At 52.1% G+C, this 16,457-nt stretch carries 16 protein-coding genes; all 16 read left to right on the top strand.

Going from position 1 to position 16,457, the window contains the following annotated elements:
* The first annotated feature begins 8 nt into the window (after positions 1–8).
* On the top strand, positions 9–3,923 hold the full coding sequence (locus tag LRP54_RS01230) for a DNA-directed RNA polymerase subunit beta' (RefSeq protein ID WP_269212662.1): 3,915 nt from the start codon (positions 9–11) through the stop codon (positions 3,921–3,923).
* A gap of 422 nt (positions 3,924–4,345) precedes the next feature.
* Entirely contained in the window at positions 4,346–4,720 is a 375-nt protein-coding gene (gene rpsL / locus LRP54_RS01225) for a 30S ribosomal protein S12 (protein ID WP_026460007.1), read from the top strand.
* A complete protein-coding gene (gene rpsG / locus LRP54_RS01220) occupies positions 4,720–5,190 on the top strand; it encodes a 30S ribosomal protein S7 (RefSeq protein WP_231205513.1) in 471 nt (156 codons plus the stop codon). Before rpsL ends, rpsG begins: the two co-directional genes overlap by 1 nt.
* A 113-nt stretch (positions 5,191–5,303) precedes the next feature.
* Positions 5,304–7,427 (top strand): elongation factor G, encoded by a 2,124-nt coding sequence (gene fusA / locus LRP54_RS01215; RefSeq protein ID WP_231205512.1) that lies wholly within the window; start codon positions 5,304–5,306, stop codon positions 7,425–7,427.
* A 164-nt stretch (positions 7,428–7,591) separates the two neighbouring features.
* Positions 7,592–8,779, top strand: a complete 1,188-nt coding sequence (tuf, locus tag LRP54_RS01210; protein WP_231205511.1) for an elongation factor Tu — start codon at positions 7,592–7,594, stop codon at positions 8,777–8,779.
* A gap of 329 nt (positions 8,780–9,108) precedes the next feature.
* Positions 9,109–10,773: an SHIRT domain-containing protein gene (locus LRP54_RS01205; protein WP_231234658.1), complete on the top strand. Its 1,665-nt coding sequence runs from the start codon at positions 9,109–9,111 to the stop codon at positions 10,771–10,773.
* Positions 10,774–11,499: 726 nt separating this feature from the next.
* Positions 11,500–11,808: a 30S ribosomal protein S10 gene (rpsJ, locus tag LRP54_RS01200; protein ID WP_003790631.1), complete on the top strand. Its 309-nt coding sequence runs from the start codon at positions 11,500–11,502 to the stop codon at positions 11,806–11,808.
* Positions 11,809–11,819: 11 nt separating this feature from the next.
* The gene (gene rplC / locus LRP54_RS01195; protein ID WP_231205509.1) at positions 11,820–12,488 is read left to right on the top strand and encodes a 50S ribosomal protein L3; all 669 of its coding nucleotides are present in this window, start codon (positions 11,820–11,822) and stop codon (positions 12,486–12,488) included.
* A gap of 2 nt (positions 12,489–12,490) precedes the next feature.
* Positions 12,491–13,135, top strand: coding sequence for a 50S ribosomal protein L4 (gene rplD / locus LRP54_RS01190; protein WP_231205508.1), 645 nt, complete (start codon positions 12,491–12,493; stop codon positions 13,133–13,135).
* A complete protein-coding gene (gene rplW, locus LRP54_RS01185) occupies positions 13,132–13,437 on the top strand; it encodes a 50S ribosomal protein L23 (RefSeq protein ID WP_231205507.1) in 306 nt (101 codons plus the stop codon). Before rplD ends, rplW begins: the two co-directional genes overlap by 4 nt.
* A 23-nt stretch (positions 13,438–13,460) precedes the next feature.
* Positions 13,461–14,297 (top strand): 50S ribosomal protein L2, encoded by an 837-nt coding sequence (gene rplB / locus LRP54_RS01180; protein ID WP_231205506.1) that lies wholly within the window; start codon positions 13,461–13,463, stop codon positions 14,295–14,297.
* Positions 14,298–14,312: 15 nt separating this feature from the next.
* Entirely contained in the window at positions 14,313–14,594 is a 282-nt protein-coding gene (rpsS, locus tag LRP54_RS01175) for a 30S ribosomal protein S19 (RefSeq protein WP_026460016.1), read from the top strand.
* A gap of 32 nt (positions 14,595–14,626) precedes the next feature.
* Complete coding sequence (gene rplV, locus LRP54_RS01170) at positions 14,627–14,998, top strand: 50S ribosomal protein L22 (RefSeq protein WP_231205505.1); 372 nt, start codon at positions 14,627–14,629, stop codon at positions 14,996–14,998.
* Positions 14,998–15,798 carry a 30S ribosomal protein S3 gene (rpsC, locus tag LRP54_RS01165; protein WP_231205504.1) on the top strand — a complete coding sequence of 267 codons (801 nt, stop codon included), beginning with the start codon at positions 14,998–15,000 and terminating at the stop codon, positions 15,796–15,798. Before rplV ends, rpsC begins: the two co-directional genes overlap by 1 nt.
* Before the next feature lie 6 nt (positions 15,799–15,804).
* Positions 15,805–16,224, top strand: a complete 420-nt coding sequence (gene rplP / locus LRP54_RS01160; protein ID WP_231205503.1) for a 50S ribosomal protein L16 — start codon at positions 15,805–15,807, stop codon at positions 16,222–16,224.
* Positions 16,224–16,457, top strand: coding sequence for a 50S ribosomal protein L29 (rpmC, locus tag LRP54_RS01155; RefSeq protein ID WP_231205502.1), 234 nt, complete (start codon positions 16,224–16,226; stop codon positions 16,455–16,457). The genes rplP and rpmC overlap by 1 nt, the downstream gene beginning before the upstream one ends.

The raw sequence follows: 16,457 nt of genomic DNA, 5'->3' as shown, positions 1-16,457 counted from the left end.
AAAAGACGTTGTTGGACGCAAAGACTTTCGACAGCCTGAAAATCACCCTAGCAACCGCCGATAATATTGGTCCTGTGACCCAGGGCGGTTGGTCATGGGGTGAGGTGAAGAAACCTGAAACTATTAACTACCGTACCCTCAAGCCTGAGCGTGACGGCCTATTTGGTGAACAAATTTTCGGTCCGACACGCGACTGGGAATGTGCGTGCGGTAAGTACAAGCGCGTACGTTACAAGGGCATTATTTGTGAAAAGTGTGGTGTTGAGGTCACGCGCTCAAAGGTTCGTCGTGAACGTATGGGCCATATTGATCTTGCTGCACCTGTCACACACATTTGGTATTTCAAAGGCGTGCCTTCTCGTTTAGGCTACGTGCTGAATCTGGCACCTAAGGACTTGGAAAAGGTCATCTATTTCGCTGCCTACATGATTACTGAGGTGGATGAAAAGGGCCGTGACGAGGACCTTGCAGATCTGCGCGGTGAACTTGAAGTTGAAAAAGGTCATTTAGAATCTCAGCGTGATGCCGCTATCAATGAGTGCGCAGAACAGGCTGAGGCGGATCTGGCTGCCCTTGAAGCAGATGGTGCTTCAGCGGCTGAGCGTGAGAAGATCCGTAAGAATCTCGACAAAGAGATGGCACGTATTCGTCGTCGTTATGATGCTGATATTGAGGGTCTTGAGGCTGTGTGGGAACGCTTCAAAGATCTGAAAGTGGGCGATCTTGAAGGCGACGAGCGTCTGTACCGTGCGATGAAAACACGCTATGGCACTTACTTCAAGGGAGATATGGGGGCGTCTGCTATCCAAAAGCGCCTGCAGACCTTTGACCTTGAAGGTGAGGTAGCGGCATTACGCCAGATTATCCAGACGGAAACTGGTCCACGTAAAACCCGGGCGATTAAGCGTTTGAAAGTAATTAATGCTTTCATTGCGACGGGGAATGCTCCTGAGTCGATGGTGCTGACAAATATCCCTGTGATCCCGCCGGATTTACGTCCGATGGTTCAGCTTGATGGTGGCCGTTTTGCTACCTCAGACCTGAATGATTTGTACCGTCGTGTGATTAACCGTAATACTCGTCTGCGTCGTCTGCTTGAGTTGGGCGCACCTGAGATCATTGTGAACAACGAGAAGCGTATGCTCCAAGAGTCCGTGGATGCGTTGTTTGATAATGGTCGTCGTGGTCGTCCGGTTGCCGGCCCAGGTAACCGTCCGCTGAAGTCGATTTCTGACATGCTGAAAGGTAAGCAAGGGCGTTTCCGTCAGAACTTGCTGGGTAAGCGTGTGGATTATTCAGGCCGTAGCGTTATCGTTGTCGGTCCTCAGTTGCGACTGCATCAGTGTGGTTTGCCTAAGCAAATGGCTTTGGAACTTTTCAAGCCTTTCGTTATGAAACGTCTGGTGGAAAAGAATTTTGCGCAGAATGTGAAGGCAGCAAAGCGTAAGGTTGAGCGTCAGCGTCCGGAAGTGTGGGACGTGCTTGATGACGTGATTCGTGAGCATCCTGTATTGCTGAACCGTGCACCTACGCTGCACCGCCTCGGTATTCAGGCATTCGAACCTCAGCTCATCGAAGGTAAAGCAATTCAGCTGCATCCGCTGGCTTGTGAAGCTTTTAACGCTGACTTCGATGGCGACCAGATGGCTGTTCACTTGCCTTTAGGTGCGGAGGCTCAAGCTGAGGCTCGTATCCTTATGCTGTCAACGAATAACATTCTTAAGCCTTCTGATGGTCGTCCGGTGGCTATGCCTTCTCAGGACATGATTATTGGTTTGTTCCACTTGACGTCAGAGCCTGATCCGGCTGTTGCGTTAGCTCGTGATGAGCAGGGCAATGAGGTTATTCCGTCCTTCTCCTCTGTTGGTGAAGCAATTATGGCTTTCGACAATGGTGATCTGGACTTGAATGCTCGTGCCCTGATTCGTTTTGATGACATTGTTCCTCCGGTGGATTGGCAGGCTCCTGAAGGCTGGTCTGCGGGTGATGATGTCCTACTGGAAACTTCATTGGGCCGCGCGATTTTCAATGAGCAACTGCCTGTGGACTTCCCGTATGTTAATGAGGTTGTTGGTAAGAAGCAGCTCGCAAATATCGTGAACTCTTTGACGGAACGCTATCCCAATGTTCTGGTAGCGGAAAGTCTTGATGCTCTTAAGAGTGCTGGCTTCCACTGGTCCACGTGGTCGGGTATTACGATTTCTTTCTCTGATATTCAGGCTTCTCCTCGTAAAGAGTCGATTTTGGCTCAGTATGAGGAACGAGCAGCTCAGATTCAAGATCAGTACGAAACCGGCTTCATTTCTGAGGACACTCGTTATGAGGAACTTGTGAAGTTGTGGTTGGAGTGTACGGAAAAGGTCGCTGACGATATGCGCGCGAACTTTGACGAACGCAACACCGTGTACCGTATGGTTTCCTCTGGTGCTCGTGGTAACTGGAGTCAGGTCCAGCAGCTTGCAGGTATGCGTGGTCTGGTGTCTGACCCGAAGCAGAAGCTTATTGAGCGTCCAATTAAGGCAAATTACCGTGAAGGTCTGACGGTTCTTGAATACTTCATTGCGACGCACGGTGCCCGTAAGGGTCTGGCTGATACGGCTTTGCGTACTGCTGAGTCAGGGTATTTGACTCGTCGTTTGGTTGACGTCTCGCAGGATGTGATTGTGCGTGAGGCTGACTGTGGTACGCGTGGTGGTATTCGTATTCCGATTGCTCAGCAGGACGAGTCCGGCCAGTGGGTTGCTCTTGAAACTGTGCAAACTACTGCTTACGCCCGTACTTTAGCGCGTGATGTTGTCGCTGAGGATGGCACTGTTTTGGCTTCTGCCGGTATGGATTTGGGTGACGATTTGTTGTCTGCCTTGATTCAGGCTGGTGTGGCTGAGGTTGTGTGTCGTTCGGTGCTGACCTGCGAATCTCAGGTGGGGACGTGTGCGACATGTTATGGTCGTTCACTTGCTACAGGTAAGCAGGTGGATATCGGTGAGGCTGTCGGTATTATTGCTGCTCAGTCGATTGGTGAGCCTGGTACTCAGCTGACGATGCGTACCTTCCACACGGGTGGTGCGGCTTCTGCAGCTGACATTACGCAGGGTCTGCCGCGTGTGCAGGAATTATTTGAGGCTCGTACACCGAAGGTTGAAGCTAAGCTGGTTGAGGCTGCTGGTCGTATTCATATTGATGATGAAGATCCGGCTGTGCGTCGCGTGGTTGTGACACGTGATGATGCGAAAGAAGATCTTGTTATCGAGTTGTCTCGTCGTCAGAAGCTTTTGGTGAGCGAAGGCCAGCATGTGGATGCGGGAACGCCGTTGACTGAAGGTCAGCTGGACCCGAAGGAAGTTCTGCGTATTATGGGTCGTAATGTGGCTCAGAAGCAGCTTGTTGATGAGGTTCAGAAGGTGTACCGCGATCAGGGTGTAGGTATTCACTCCAAGCATATTGAGGTGATTGTCCGCCAGATGCTGCGTAAGATCACGATTCTTGAGCCGGGCGATACGTCCTTTATGCCGGGTGAACTGGTTGATCGTATGCTCTATTTGGCTCAGAACCGTAAGGTTGCTGCTGAGGGTGGTCAGCCTGCGTCAGGTCGTCAGATGCTTATGGGTATTACGAAGGCTTCGTTGGCAACGGATTCGTGGCTTTCTGCTGCGTCCTTCCAGGAAACCACGAAGGTTCTGACTGAGGCTGCCATGAATGGTAAGTCAGATTCTTTGGTGGGTCTGAAGGAGAATGTGATCCTCGGTAAGCTCATTCCTGCTGGTACAGGTTTGGCTCGTTACAACGATATTCGTGTGGAGCCAACACCGGAGGCTTTGGCAAATTCCAACTATTCTGAGTTGGATTTCCAAGATGGTGAGGTTTCAGAGGATTTCCTTGAAGCTCTGGGCAACATTGATTTTGGAATGTCTTTCCATGAGTGATTGAGCTGTCAAGGAGGATTCTTCTTGGTAGCAGGGGCCCTGGAATGCTTAGGTGTTTCAGGGCCTTTCTCGTAGGTGGGTGTGGTACGTGGAGATTGTTATGTTTTCTAAGGTGTGTGGAATCACGTTATCTCGCCTTGACCTGTCTGGCCCTGGCAACTAATGTTAGGTGAGGTAGCCCGCTATGTCGGGTTCCTTTTCCATGTTATTCGTGGTGCCTTATGTATGTGAGGTATGCGGGTTCCGTTCCGTCGGAGCTCCGGGTGTCATTCTCTGATTACCTTCATGTGGGTTTTCATCATGGCATTCCGGCCCTGTGACGGATACGTGTGTCCGTTGAAAGGGGCAAGATAAGCGGCAGACTGACCTATAAGAGTTGAGCAGAATGCTTAGCTAAAGACGGAACAAGAACTGGAGTCCCAGTGCCAACTATTCAGCAGCTCGTCCGCAAGGGTCGCAGCTCGAAGCGCTCAAAGGTGAAGACCCCTGCGCTGAAGGGTTCACCCCAGCGTCGCGGCGTATGCACTCGTGTGTACACCACCACCCCAAAGAAGCCGAACTCGGCTTTGCGTAAGGTGGCTCGTGTACGTCTTTCCTCTGGTATTGAGGTTACGGCATATATTCCCGGTGAAGGCCACAATTTGCAGGAGCACTCGATTGTGCTCGTTCGTGGCGGTCGTGTAAAGGACCTTCCTGGTGTTCGTTACCGCATTGTTCGCGGTTCCTTGGATACTCAGGGTGTTCGTAATCGTAAGCAGGCTCGTTCCCGCTATGGCGCAAAGAAGGAGAAGAAGTAATGCCTCGTAAGGGCCCCGCTCCCAAGCGTCCTTTGGTTGATGATCCGGTTTACGGCTCAAAGATGGTGACCCAGCTGGTCAACCGTGTTCTTTTGGACGGTAAAAAGACTGTTGCTGAGCGTATTGTTTACGGCGCGTTAGAAACTGTTCGTGAACGTACAGAGCAAGATCCGGTTACCGTTCTCAAGCGCGCTATGGACAATATTCGTCCTGCTCTGGAAGTTCGTTCACGCCGTGTTGGTGGTGCGACTTACCAGGTTCCGGTTGAGGTTCGTCCTGCACGTGCAACCACGCTTGCTTTGCGTTGGTTGGTGGACTACTCACGTCAGCGTCGTGAAAAGACAATGACTGAGCGCCTCGCGAATGAAATTCTTGATGCCTCCAACGGCTTAGGTGCTGCTGTCAAGCGTCGTGAAGACATGCATAAGATGGCAGAGTCGAACCGCGCTTTCGCTCACTACCGCTGGTAATCGTCTGGATAAGTGGGCTTATATTCTGCTGTATGCGATTGTGGGCTTCACTTATCGTCAGAGAATTAACGAACGACAAACCAACTGAGTAATACGAACGAAGGATTGACTCCGTGGCACTTGAGGTGTTGACCGACCTGAAGAAGGTCCGCAACATCGGCATCATGGCTCACATTGATGCCGGTAAGACCACCGTGACGGAACGTATTTTGTTCTACACGGGTATTAACTACAAGATTGGTGAAACGCATGATGGTGCGTCCACCACTGACTGGATGGAACAGGAAAAAGAGCGTGGTATCACCATCACCTCGGCAGCTGTGACATCTTTCTGGAACGGCAACCAGATTAACGTGATTGACACCCCCGGACACGTGGATTTCACCGTTGAGGTGGAACGCTCCTTGCGTGTTCTTGATGGTGCTGTTGCTGTTTTTGACGGCAAGGAAGGTGTAGAACCTCAGTCTGAAACCGTGTGGCGTCAGGCTGATAAGTACGATGTTCCGCGTATCTGCTTCATCAACAAGATGGACAAGATGGGCGCGGATTTCTACTTCTCGGTTCAGACCATTAAAGACCGTCTGAATGCTACTCCGATCGTGATGCACCTTCCTATTGGTGCAGAAAACGAATTCGAGGGTACCGTTGACTTGATTACCATGGAATCGGTTCGCTATCCGGCGAAAGATGAAAATGGTCAGCCAACAATGGGTGCTCTCGTTGTGCGTGGTGAAATTCCTGCTGAGCTGCAAGAAAAAGCTGAGGAATACCGCGAAGCGTTGATGGAAGCAGCAGCTGACGCAAATGATGAACTTACCGAAGCCTACTTGGAAAATGGTGAGCTCACATCTGAGCAGATCAAAGCCGGTATCCGTGAATTGACGATCGCTGGTCGTGCTTTCCCCGTGTACTGTGGAACTGCTTTGCGTAACATGGGTGTTCAGCCTGTTCTGGACGCTGTGATCGACTTCTTGCCTTCACCTTTGGATATTCCTCCGGTGAAAGGCTTTAAGCCAGGTGCTGAGGATGAGGAGCCGACTGAAACACGTTTGCCTTCTGATTCTGAGCCTTTTGCTGCTTTGGCATTCAAGATTGCTGCTCACCCCTTCTACGGCAAACTTACCTTCATCCGCGTGTACGCAGGTAAAGTGGAGCAGGGTGCTCAGGTATCGAATTCCACGAAGGGCAAGAAGGAACGTATCGGCAAGATCTTCCAGATGCACTCCAATAAGGAAAATCCTGTCGATGTGGCACATGCTGGTCACATTTACGCGGTTATTGGTCTGAAAGACACCACTACTGGTGATACTTTGAGTGCTCTTGATAAGCAAGTAATTCTGGAATCCATGACATTCCCGAAGCCGGTTATTCACGTGGCTGTAGAGCCAAAGTCGAAGGCTGACCAGGAAAAAATGGGTATTGCTATCCAGAAGCTTGCTGAAGAAGACCCAACATTCACTGTTGAGTTGGATCCAGAAACCGGTCAGACAATTATCGGCGGTATGGGTGAGCTTCACCTTGACATCATCGTTGACCGTATGCGTCGCGAATTCAAGGTTGAGGCGAATGTTGGTAAGCCGATGGTTGCTTACCGTGAAACCATTCGTAAGGCTGTGGAGAAGCACGAATACACGCATAAGAAGCAGACCGGTGGTTCTGGTCAGTTCGCGCGTGTCATTATTGCTCTTGAGCCTATCGAAGCTGATTCAGAGAAGGATTACGAGTTCGTGGATAAGGTCACTGGTGGCCGTGTTCCACGCGAGTACATTCCATCTGTTGATGCTGGTATCCAAGATGCTATGCAGACTGGTGTTTTGGCTGGTTACCCGATGGTGGGTGTCCGCGCGACACTGCTTGATGGTGCTTACCATGACGTTGACTCGTCTGAAATGGCATTCAAGATTGCTGGTACTATGGCAATGAAGGAGGCTGCAAAGAAAGCCTCTGCTGTACTGCTAGAACCAATTATGGACGTCGAGGTGCGTACACCTGAGGAATACATGGGTGACGTGATCGGCGACCTGAATTCTCGTCGTGGTGCCATTCAGTCAATGGATGAGCAGCACGGTGTGCGTGTTGTACGCGCACATGTTCCGCTGTCAGAAATGTTCGGTTATGTCGGTGATCTGCGTTCAAAGACGCAAGGTCGCGCGGTGTATTCGATGCAGTTCGATAGCTACGCCGAGGTCCCGCGTAATGTCGCGGACGAGATCATCGGAAAGTCTCGGGGCGAATGAGTCCCACAGGTGGAATCGCCATGAGGACAACAGAATTTACATGTTGTAATTATGGCGGTTCGCCTCACACAATGATAACCCTGTAGGTCTCATGCCCTGATGGGTGTTAAAGTGACACCTAGCCATAGGCTGAGAAAAATCTACCCGAGTCCAGGAGGACACAAGTGGCGAAGGCCAAGTTCGAGCGCACCAAGCCGCACGTTAACATCGGTACCATTGGTCACGTTGACCACGGCAAGACCACACTGACCGCGGCGATTACCAAGGTCCTGCATGACAAGTACCCAGACCTGAACGAGTTCACCCCGTTCGACCAGGTTGACAACGCTCCCGAAGAACGCGATCGTGGTATCACGATCAACGTTTCTCACGTGGAGTACCAGACCGAGGCGCGTCACTATGCACACGTTGACGCTCCCGGCCACGCTGACTACGTTAAGAACATGATTACCGGTGCCGCTCAGATGGACGGCGCAATCCTCGTGGTTGCTGCTACTGACGGCCCAATGGCTCAGACCCGTGAGCACGTGCTGCTCGCCAAGCAGGTCGGCGTTCCGACAATCTTGATCGCCTTGAACAAGGCTGACATGGTTGACGACGAAGAAATGCTTGAGCTGGTTGAGGAAGAATGCCGCGACCTGCTTGAATCACAGGGCTTTGATCGTGAAGCTCCGATCGTTCAGGTTTCAGCTCTCAAGGCTCTTGAAGGCGATGCCCAGTGGGTTGGCAAGGTTGAAGAACTCATGAACGCTGTGGACACCTTCGTGCCCACCCCTGAGCGTGACATGGACAAGCCATTCCTCATGCCAATCGAAGACGTGTTCACCATTACTGGTCGTGGCACCGTCGTGACCGGTCGTGTGGAGCGCGGTACTCTGCCGATCAACTCTGAAGTTGAAATTCTCGGTATCCGTGATCCGCAAAAGACCACCGTTACCGGTATTGAAATGTTCCACAAGTCCATGGATGAAGCATGGGCTGGCGAGAACTGTGGTCTGTTGCTCCGTGGCACCAAGCGTGATGAAGTTGAGCGTGGCCAGGTTGTGGCCAAGCCTGGCACCATCACCCCGCACACCGAGTTCACCGGCCAGGTTTACATCCTCAAGAAGGAAGAAGGCGGCCGTCACAACCCGTTCTTCACCAACTACCGTCCGCAGTTCTACTTCCGTACCACTGACGTGACTGGCGTTATCACCCTTCCTGAAGGCACCGAAATGGTTATGCCTGGCGACGACACCGAGATCACTGTTCAGCTGATCCAGCCGATCGCTATGGAACCGGGCCTTGGTTTCGCTATCCGTGAGGGTGGCCGTACCGTTGGTTCAGGTCGTGTGACCGCTATCTTGAAGTGAGTAATCTGAGTACTTACTGGAGCTAGTACACCGGTAAGTATGATGTGATACTTTCTTTCGCAAGTGAGGGTCGTTACCGTAAGGTAGCGGCCTTCACTTGTTTTGCTATAAGGGAAGTTTTCTTTTATACGCAAGTTTGTGCGAAAAAGAATGGCACCGACTAATAGAACGAAAAGATAACGAATACGTATAAATATGGTGTCTATGAACTAAATCTCGCTTTGTTTTCTTTTCAAAGGAAACGAAACAATGTACCTTAATAAAGGAATTTTTTTTTTGGGGGGGGGGGGCTACCCTTCTAAACTTTATCTATAGAGAGGTTTCCTCATATGCGAAATCTTCGTCAGGCTGTTGCTGCGGGCACTGCAGCACTTATGGCGTGTAGCGGTCTGCTACTTTTTAGTGTTGCTGCAAATGCTGATGACAATAATGTGATTGCTCCGACGAATGCGGAACCTATTAACCCTGCCGGACGTAATGACATTAAAGACCATAAAGGTATTCTTGCAGGGGATCCTGAAGACAAACTTTTCCCCTCATTGGTCTGCGTGCCAGCTAAAGATACGTATGCGATTGACTATCGTGGCACATTGGATATGAAGTCAGTTATCGACGCATGGAACTCCAAAAAAGAAATAGGACGTCAAGCTTTTGTTAGGCAACTTAGCGGGAGCGGGATTGAAAATTATCTTCCACGGGTTTTTGGTACTTCAGATGTGAACCAGTCTTACAACAAAATTTTCTCTGATCTTCTGGTTCGCGGGGAATTTCATATTTCAATGAAGATTGATCCAGCGGTTGTCTCTGTAAACCAGACTGTTCTGGTGGATACGGCTGCATGGGATGCTGCTTACCGTGCAGCTAATGCAGACACGCAATATCCAAATCATATGGTGATTGATACAGCAAAACCACCAACCTATGCTGAGGATGGTACGCTGACAATTCACTTCAAACTGGCAGACGGGCTTCACGCTGAAGATTTAGATAATGACTACAAGACTTTGAAGACGCTCGCCATTGATACGCCGGCGAATCTTTTCACTGTTTCGAAAGAAAACTTCCGAAACCTTGAAGCTGGTGCGCGTAGCTTTGATCTGACTGTTCCACTGGTTCAGGGCACCTTTGAGAAGCCTACGCTAGATACGAGACGTAATGCTTACTATGCAGTGGCACAGCCTTTTGCTGATGCTGTTATGGCCCCTGAATTCCCTGTGAAGTTCAAACAGGAAAAGTACAACGCTGCGACTATCCGTAGCATCAGCAAGGTACAAGCAATTCACCATTTTGAATCCGATGTCCCAGGTCAAGCTCTGCCGGCTGAAGTGACAGCTTTGCTTCCTGCTCCCTCCGAAGCGCTCTTTTCTATGGCAGCTATGATGCCCTCCGCTGATAATGCGACGACTCCTTACAAACCTGCTGACCCTGCACAAACACGTGTAGAAACAGCTGATGGAGTCTGGAATTTTGCTTCTTGGGGCAAGCTTTCTGAATGGAATTGGAATGACGATACCGCAGTTTCACCTGAGTGTCGTGTAGCGAATGTGACTGGCTATTGGCACTTCAGCGAAAAGCCAAAGTCTGAGGTTCTTGATTTTGAACTGATGTGTCCTGCTGGTGATGAGCTTCCTGCTGATACTGACAAGGTTTCGTATAAGTGGGATGGTGAAGGCAAAGATCGTAAGCTTGTTGCGACAGCTAAGGCTGGTTTTGTTTTCGCTGGTGGCAAGACTGAAATGTCAATGTCTTGCCCCATGCCTGAGAAGGAAATGAAGGAGCCTAAGCCTGAGAAGGAAATGAAGGAGCCTAAGCCTGAGAAGGAAATGAAGGAGCCTAAGCCTGAGAAGGACATGAAGAAACCAGAACCTACCAAGGGTAAGGGTGGCAAGCAACTAGCAACGACCGGTACAACCGCTCTGTTGCTTGGTGGTTCAGCAGCTACTCTCATTACTGCTGGCGCAGGTGTTTTGATTCTTCGCCGTCGTCAAGCCTGATCTCACTCTCATTCTCTCTCGTTGAGAATTTGAGCATCACTGCTCCCCGTTGATATGAACGGGGAGCAGTTTTTATGCCTTACACATCCATGATCCCTCTCCTGCGATAAGCGTTTAAGTATTACAAGGGGAGAAGGCTACTGCTGGAATGCGTGCTGCCTGTTCTCCAAAAAGTTTCCCACCCACGCGGAGAGGTCACTAGTCAGCACACTAGCTGCTGCGTTATAAGTTCCCAGAGCAGCATGGGAAACATCTTTCAAATAGATACAAAACAAGATTTAATGAAACTCACATAAAAATACTTTTCGCTGGAAAACTAGGGTTTTTAAGCGCTTTTTCTATAAAAGCAAGCGAAAGTCTCACGAAGCGAGTGGACGACACGCCCGAGTGCGGGTACCGTAGGTGAGTGTTATAAGACGTGCGTCATGCACAATGCAAAAAGTGCTGTGCATGATGGAATGTTCTTGTCGTTGGATTCACATTCACGAAAGTCTTTTTGACTTGATCTCAGTGGGTGTTATCTGGCAGACTTGAACGGTTGCCCCGCAGCAGCGGGGCTGTCCCATGTCAATACGTGGGGCAGGGCACAATGCCCGTGATCTTTGGACAAGACAACGGTCCACCTCCCACCTGGGAGAACCGTGCGCTAGGACAGTGTCGCTCAGATAGCGACACACCCGAGTGCGGGGACCGGTGACGAATCTGTACGAGAAGAGGTAGGACGGCATGGCGGGACAGAAGATCCGCATCCGGCTGAAGTCGTATGACCATGAGGTTATCGACAGTTCCGCGCGCAAGATCGTGGACACCGTGCAGCGAGCAGGAGCCACCGTTGTAGGCCCAGTACCGCTGCCGACCGAAAAGAACGTGTTTGTCGTCATTCGGTCACCCCACAAGTACAAGGACAGCCGCGAACATTTTGAGATGCGCACACACAAGCGGCTCATTGACATCATCGACCCGACTCCGAAGGCTGTTGACTCGCTTATGCGACTCGACCTGCCCGCGGACGTCAACATTGAGATCAAGCTCTGAGGACATCTGCAATGACAATCAACAAGAAGCAGCACGCTGGCAGGCCAATTACGGCACTGCTAGGCCGTAAGCTCGGCATGACCCAAGTTTGGGATGCCAACGGCCATCTCGTGCCCCTGACTGTCGTGCAGGTCGGCACCAATGTCGTCACTCAGCTTCGCACCGAAGAAACTGACGGCTACACCGCTATTCAGCTTGGCTTTGAAGACATCGACGCGCGCAAAGTAACCAAGCCTTTGGCCGGACACTTTGCCAAAGCAGGCGTTGCTCCTAAGCGTCATCTTGTCGAGGTACGTACCTCTGAAGCTGATTCCTATGAACTCGGCCAAGAACTGAATGCTGACGTTTTTACCCCCGGTACCGCTGTGGACGTTTCCGGTAACACCAAAGGCAAAGGCTTTGCAGGTGTCATGAAGCGCCACGGCTTCGCAGGTGTTTCCGCTTCTCATGGTTCACACCGCAACCACCGTAAGCCCGGCTCCATTGGCGCATGTGCAACACCTGGTCGTATTTTCAAGGGACAGCGCATGGCCGGCCGCATGGGTGGCGTTCGTCGTACCGTCCAGAACCTGAAGATCCAAGCCGTTGACACGGAAAAAGGCTTGCTGCTCATCAGCGGCGCTATTCCTGGCCCTAAGAACGGCGTGGTCCTGGTTCGCTCCTCTGTGAAGGGCGCGTGATTATGTCTGACATCCGTACCATTGATGTTCTTGATGCCAAAGGAAAAAAGACCACAACAGTTGAACTTCCTGCAGAAGTTTTCGACGTGGATACCAACATTCCTTTGATGCACCAAGTAGTCGTCGCACAGCTTGCCGCTGCACGTCAGGGCACCCACGCGACAAAGACACGCGGACAAGTTTCTGGCGGTGGCAAGAAACCATTCCGTCAGAAAGGAACCGGTAACGCGCGTCAAGGCTCTATCCGTGCTCCTCATTTCACCGGTGGTGGTGTTGTCCACGGTCCACAGCCTCGTGACTACTCACAGCGCACCCCTAAGAAAATGAAGGTGGGCGCTCTGCGTTCAGCATTGTCTGATCGTGCACGTGCTGGCCGCATCCACGTGGTGACCGCTCTGGTTGAACTTGAAAAGCCCTCAACCAAAGCAGCAAAAGCTGCCTTGCAAAACATCGTTGAGGATCGTCAAGCTCTTGTGGTCCTCGAACGACACGAAGAAATGACAGCACTGTCCCTTCGTAACCTACCCGAGGTTCATGTCCTATGGGCAGACCAGTTGAACACATACGATGTCCTCGACTCAGATGACATTGTGTTCACAGTCGGCGCTCTGCAGACCTTCCTCGGTACCAAGGAGGAAGCCAAGTGAGCACGATTGAGGCGGGAAAGAACCCCCGCGACATCATCCTCAAACCCGTTGTGACTGAAAAAGCACTGATCCTCGTTGATCAGGGCAAGTACACATTCGAGGTTGACCCCCGCGCTAACAAGACCGAAATTAAGATCGCTATTGAGCAGATCTTCGGTGTCAAAATTGGCGCTATTGCTACCCAGAACCGCAAGGGTAAGGTGTACCGCACCCGCACAGGGACCGGACGCCGTAAGGACGTGAAGCGTGCCATCGTCACCCTGCGTGAAGGCACTATCGACATCTTCGGCGAGCAGGCCTGAGGCGTCAGAGGTAGAGGAACATCATGGGAATCCGTAAATACAAGCCCACGACTCCAGGTCGCCGTGGCGCGAGCGTTTCCGACTTTGTCGAAATCACTCGTTCCACCCCTGAGAAGTCGTTGGTACGCCCCTTGCACAAGACCGGTGGTCGTAACAACAACGGTCGCGTTACTTCTCGTCACCGTGGTGGCGGGCATAAGCGTGCTTACCGTCTGATTGACTTCCGTCGTCACGACAAAGATGGCGTACCCGCCAAGGTCGCTCACATTGAGTACGACCCGAACCGTACTGCTCGCATTGCTCTGCTGCACTATGCAGATGGCGACAAGCGTTATATCTTGTGCCCTGCAAAGCTGAACCAAGGCGATATCGTCGAAGCAGGACCGGCCGCTGACATCAAGCCCGGCAATAACTTGCCACTGCGTAACATCCCACTGGGTACCGTTATTCACGCTGTTGAACTGCAACCAGGTGGCGGCGCAAAGATTGCCCGCTCCGCAGGTTCATCAGTGCAGCTTGTTGCTAAAGAAGGTCGCTTCGCTCAACTGCGTATGCCCTCTGGCGAAATTCGCAACGTCGAAATCACCTGCCGCGCAACGGTTGGCGAAGTCGGCAACGCTGAACAATCCAACATTAACTGGGGCAAAGCTGGACGTATGCGCTGGAAGGGCAAGCGTCCTCATGTCCGCGGTGTTGTGATGAACCCGGTCGATCACCCGCATGGTGGTGGTGAAGGTCGTACTTCAGGTGGTCGTCACCCAGTATCACCATGGGGTAAGCCTGAAGGCCGTACTCGTCGCCCGAATAAAGCGAGCGATCGTCTGATTGTACGTCGTCGTAAGACCGGTAAGAAGCGCTGATAGGGAGCTGGAAACATGCCACGTAGTCTGAAGAAAGGTCCCTTCGTTGACGACCATCTGATGAAGAAGGTTGACGCAGCGATCGAGACTGGTTCAAAGAATGTCATTAAGACGTGGTCACGTCGTTCGGTCATCACCCCAGATTTCTTGGGACTGACCTTTGCCGTCCATGACGGACGCAAACACGTGCCCGTTTTCGTTACCGAGTCGATGGTGGGCCACAAGCTCGGTGAGTTCGCTCCTACGCGTACTTTCCGTAGCCACGACAAGGATGATCGTAAGGGACGTCGGCGCTGAGCCGGCCCGCAGATAAGAAGAGGCAGGAAGCTATGGAAGCCAAGGCGCAGGCGCGTTACGTTCGCGTCACGCCCCAGAAAGCACGCCGCGTCGTGAACGAGGTTCGTGGCAAGCGCGCACTGGAGGCCGCCGACATCCTGCGGTTCGCTCCGCAGGCCGTCGCCACCGATGTTCGCAAGGTACTGCTCTCAGCAGTTGCCAACTCGAAGGTTAAGGCCGAACTGGCCGGTGAAACCTTCAACGAAGCCGATCTATTGGTTCTTGAAGCGTATGTTGATGAAGGTCCGACCATGAAGCGGTTCCGTCCGCGCGCACAGGGTCGAGCAGGCCGCATCCTCAAGCGTTCGAGCCACATCACAATCGTGGTCGGCACGAAAGAAGATAAGCAGAAGGGAGACCAGTAATGGGACAGAAGGTTAACCCCACCGGGTTCCGTCTTGGCATTACTACAGATCACCGGTCCCGCTGGTTCTCTGATTCCTCAGCCAAGGGTCAGCGCTACGCCGACTACGTGGCCGAGGACGTTGCAATCCGCAAGACCTTGTCTGAAACCCTTGAACGCGCTGGTATTGCGAAGGTTGACATTGAACGTACACGTGATCGTGTCCGTGTTGATCTGCACACAGCTCGTCCGGGTATCGTCATTGGTCGCCGTGGAACTGAAGCCGATCGTTTGCGTCAGTCTTTAGAAAAGCTCACAGGCAAGCAAGTTCAGCTCAACATCCTTGAGGTAAAGAACCCTGATTTGGATGCTCAGCTTGTCGCTCAAGGCATTGCTGAACAGCTGACCGCTCGTGTGTCTTTCCGCCGCGCAATGCGTAAAGGTATCCAGTCTGCGCAGCGTGCAGGCGCTAAAGGAATCCGTGTTCAGGTTTCAGGTCGTTTAGGCGGCGCTGAAATGAGCCGTTCAGAGTTCTACCGTGAAGGCCGCGTACCTTTGCACACTCTGCGCGCAAATATTGACTACGGCTTCTACGAAGCTCGCACCACTTTTGGTCGCATCGGCGTAAAAGTGTGGATCTACAAGGGTGACATCACCGAACGCGAATTTGCTCGCCAACAGGCTGAGCAATCCAACCGCGGTGGCCGTCGTAGCGACCGTCGTAACTCGCGTCGCGGTGGACGTTCCCAGCAGGACAATAGCCAAGCACAAGCAGCCCCCGCTGCTACAGCTGCTGGCTCCGAGACCGGAACGGAGGCCTGAGCCAACATGCTCATTCCCCGCCGTACTAAGTGGCGCCGTCAGCACCGTCCGCATCGCACGGGCAACGCGACAGGCGGTACCGAACTGGCATTCGGCCAGTACGGGATCCAGGCGCTTGAAGGTGCATATGTCACCAACCGACAGATTGAAGCCGCTCGTATTGCCATGACACGTCACATCAAGCGTGGTGGCAAGGTGTGGATCAATATTTTCCCTGACCGCCCCTTGACCAAGAAACCTGCTGAAACTCGTATGGGTTCCGGTAAGGGTTCGGTTGAATGGTGGATTGCGCCTGTTAAACCAGGACGTATCATGTTCGAGTTGGGTGGTGTCTCAGAGAGCCTTGCTCGTGAGGCTATGCGACGTGCCCAGCACAAGCTTCCGATGAAGACCCGTTTCGTGGTCCGAGAGGGTGGTGATTTCTGATGGCCGATAAGGGTCTGACCACCGCCGACCTCGATGCCATGGACGATGCCCAGTTATCCAAAGAGCTCGAAAAAGCTAAAGCAGAACTGTTCAACTTACGTTTTGCTCAAGCAGTAGGTTCATTGGAAGACCACGGTCGTATGCGTACCGTGCGCCGTGACATCGCCCGCATCTACACGATCGCGCGTGAGCGGGAGCTCGGCTACCGCACCGCCCCTAGCACTCAGGAGTGA

Source organism: Schaalia sp. lx-100, from assembly GCF_021083625.1.
GTDB lineage: Bacteria > Actinomycetota > Actinomycetes > Actinomycetales > Actinomycetaceae > Pauljensenia.
This window is presented reverse-complemented; position numbering and strand designations above follow the sequence as displayed.

Coding starts and splice junctions, on each gene's coding strand:
- rplD (WP_231205508.1), top strand. CDS start 12,491: ATGTCTGACATCCGTACCATTGATGTTCTTGATGCCAAAGGAAAAAAG.
- rplB (WP_231205506.1), top strand. CDS start 13,461: ATGGGAATCCGTAAATACAAGCCCACGACTCCAGGTCGCCGTGGCGCG.
- rpsS (WP_026460016.1), top strand. CDS start 14,313: ATGCCACGTAGTCTGAAGAAAGGTCCCTTCGTTGACGACCATCTGATG.
- LRP54_RS01205 (WP_231234658.1), top strand. CDS start 9,109: ATGCGAAATCTTCGTCAGGCTGTTGCTGCGGGCACTGCAGCACTTATG.
- rpmC (WP_231205502.1), top strand. CDS start 16,224: ATGGCCGATAAGGGTCTGACCACCGCCGACCTCGATGCCATGGACGAT.
- rpsC (WP_231205504.1), top strand. CDS start 14,998: ATGGGACAGAAGGTTAACCCCACCGGGTTCCGTCTTGGCATTACTACA.
- rpsJ (WP_003790631.1), top strand. CDS start 11,500: ATGGCGGGACAGAAGATCCGCATCCGGCTGAAGTCGTATGACCATGAG.
- rplV (WP_231205505.1), top strand. CDS start 14,627: ATGGAAGCCAAGGCGCAGGCGCGTTACGTTCGCGTCACGCCCCAGAAA.
- rplP (WP_231205503.1), top strand. CDS start 15,805: ATGCTCATTCCCCGCCGTACTAAGTGGCGCCGTCAGCACCGTCCGCAT.
- rpsG (WP_231205513.1), top strand. CDS start 4,720: ATGCCTCGTAAGGGCCCCGCTCCCAAGCGTCCTTTGGTTGATGATCCG.
- rplC (WP_231205509.1), top strand. CDS start 11,820: ATGACAATCAACAAGAAGCAGCACGCTGGCAGGCCAATTACGGCACTG.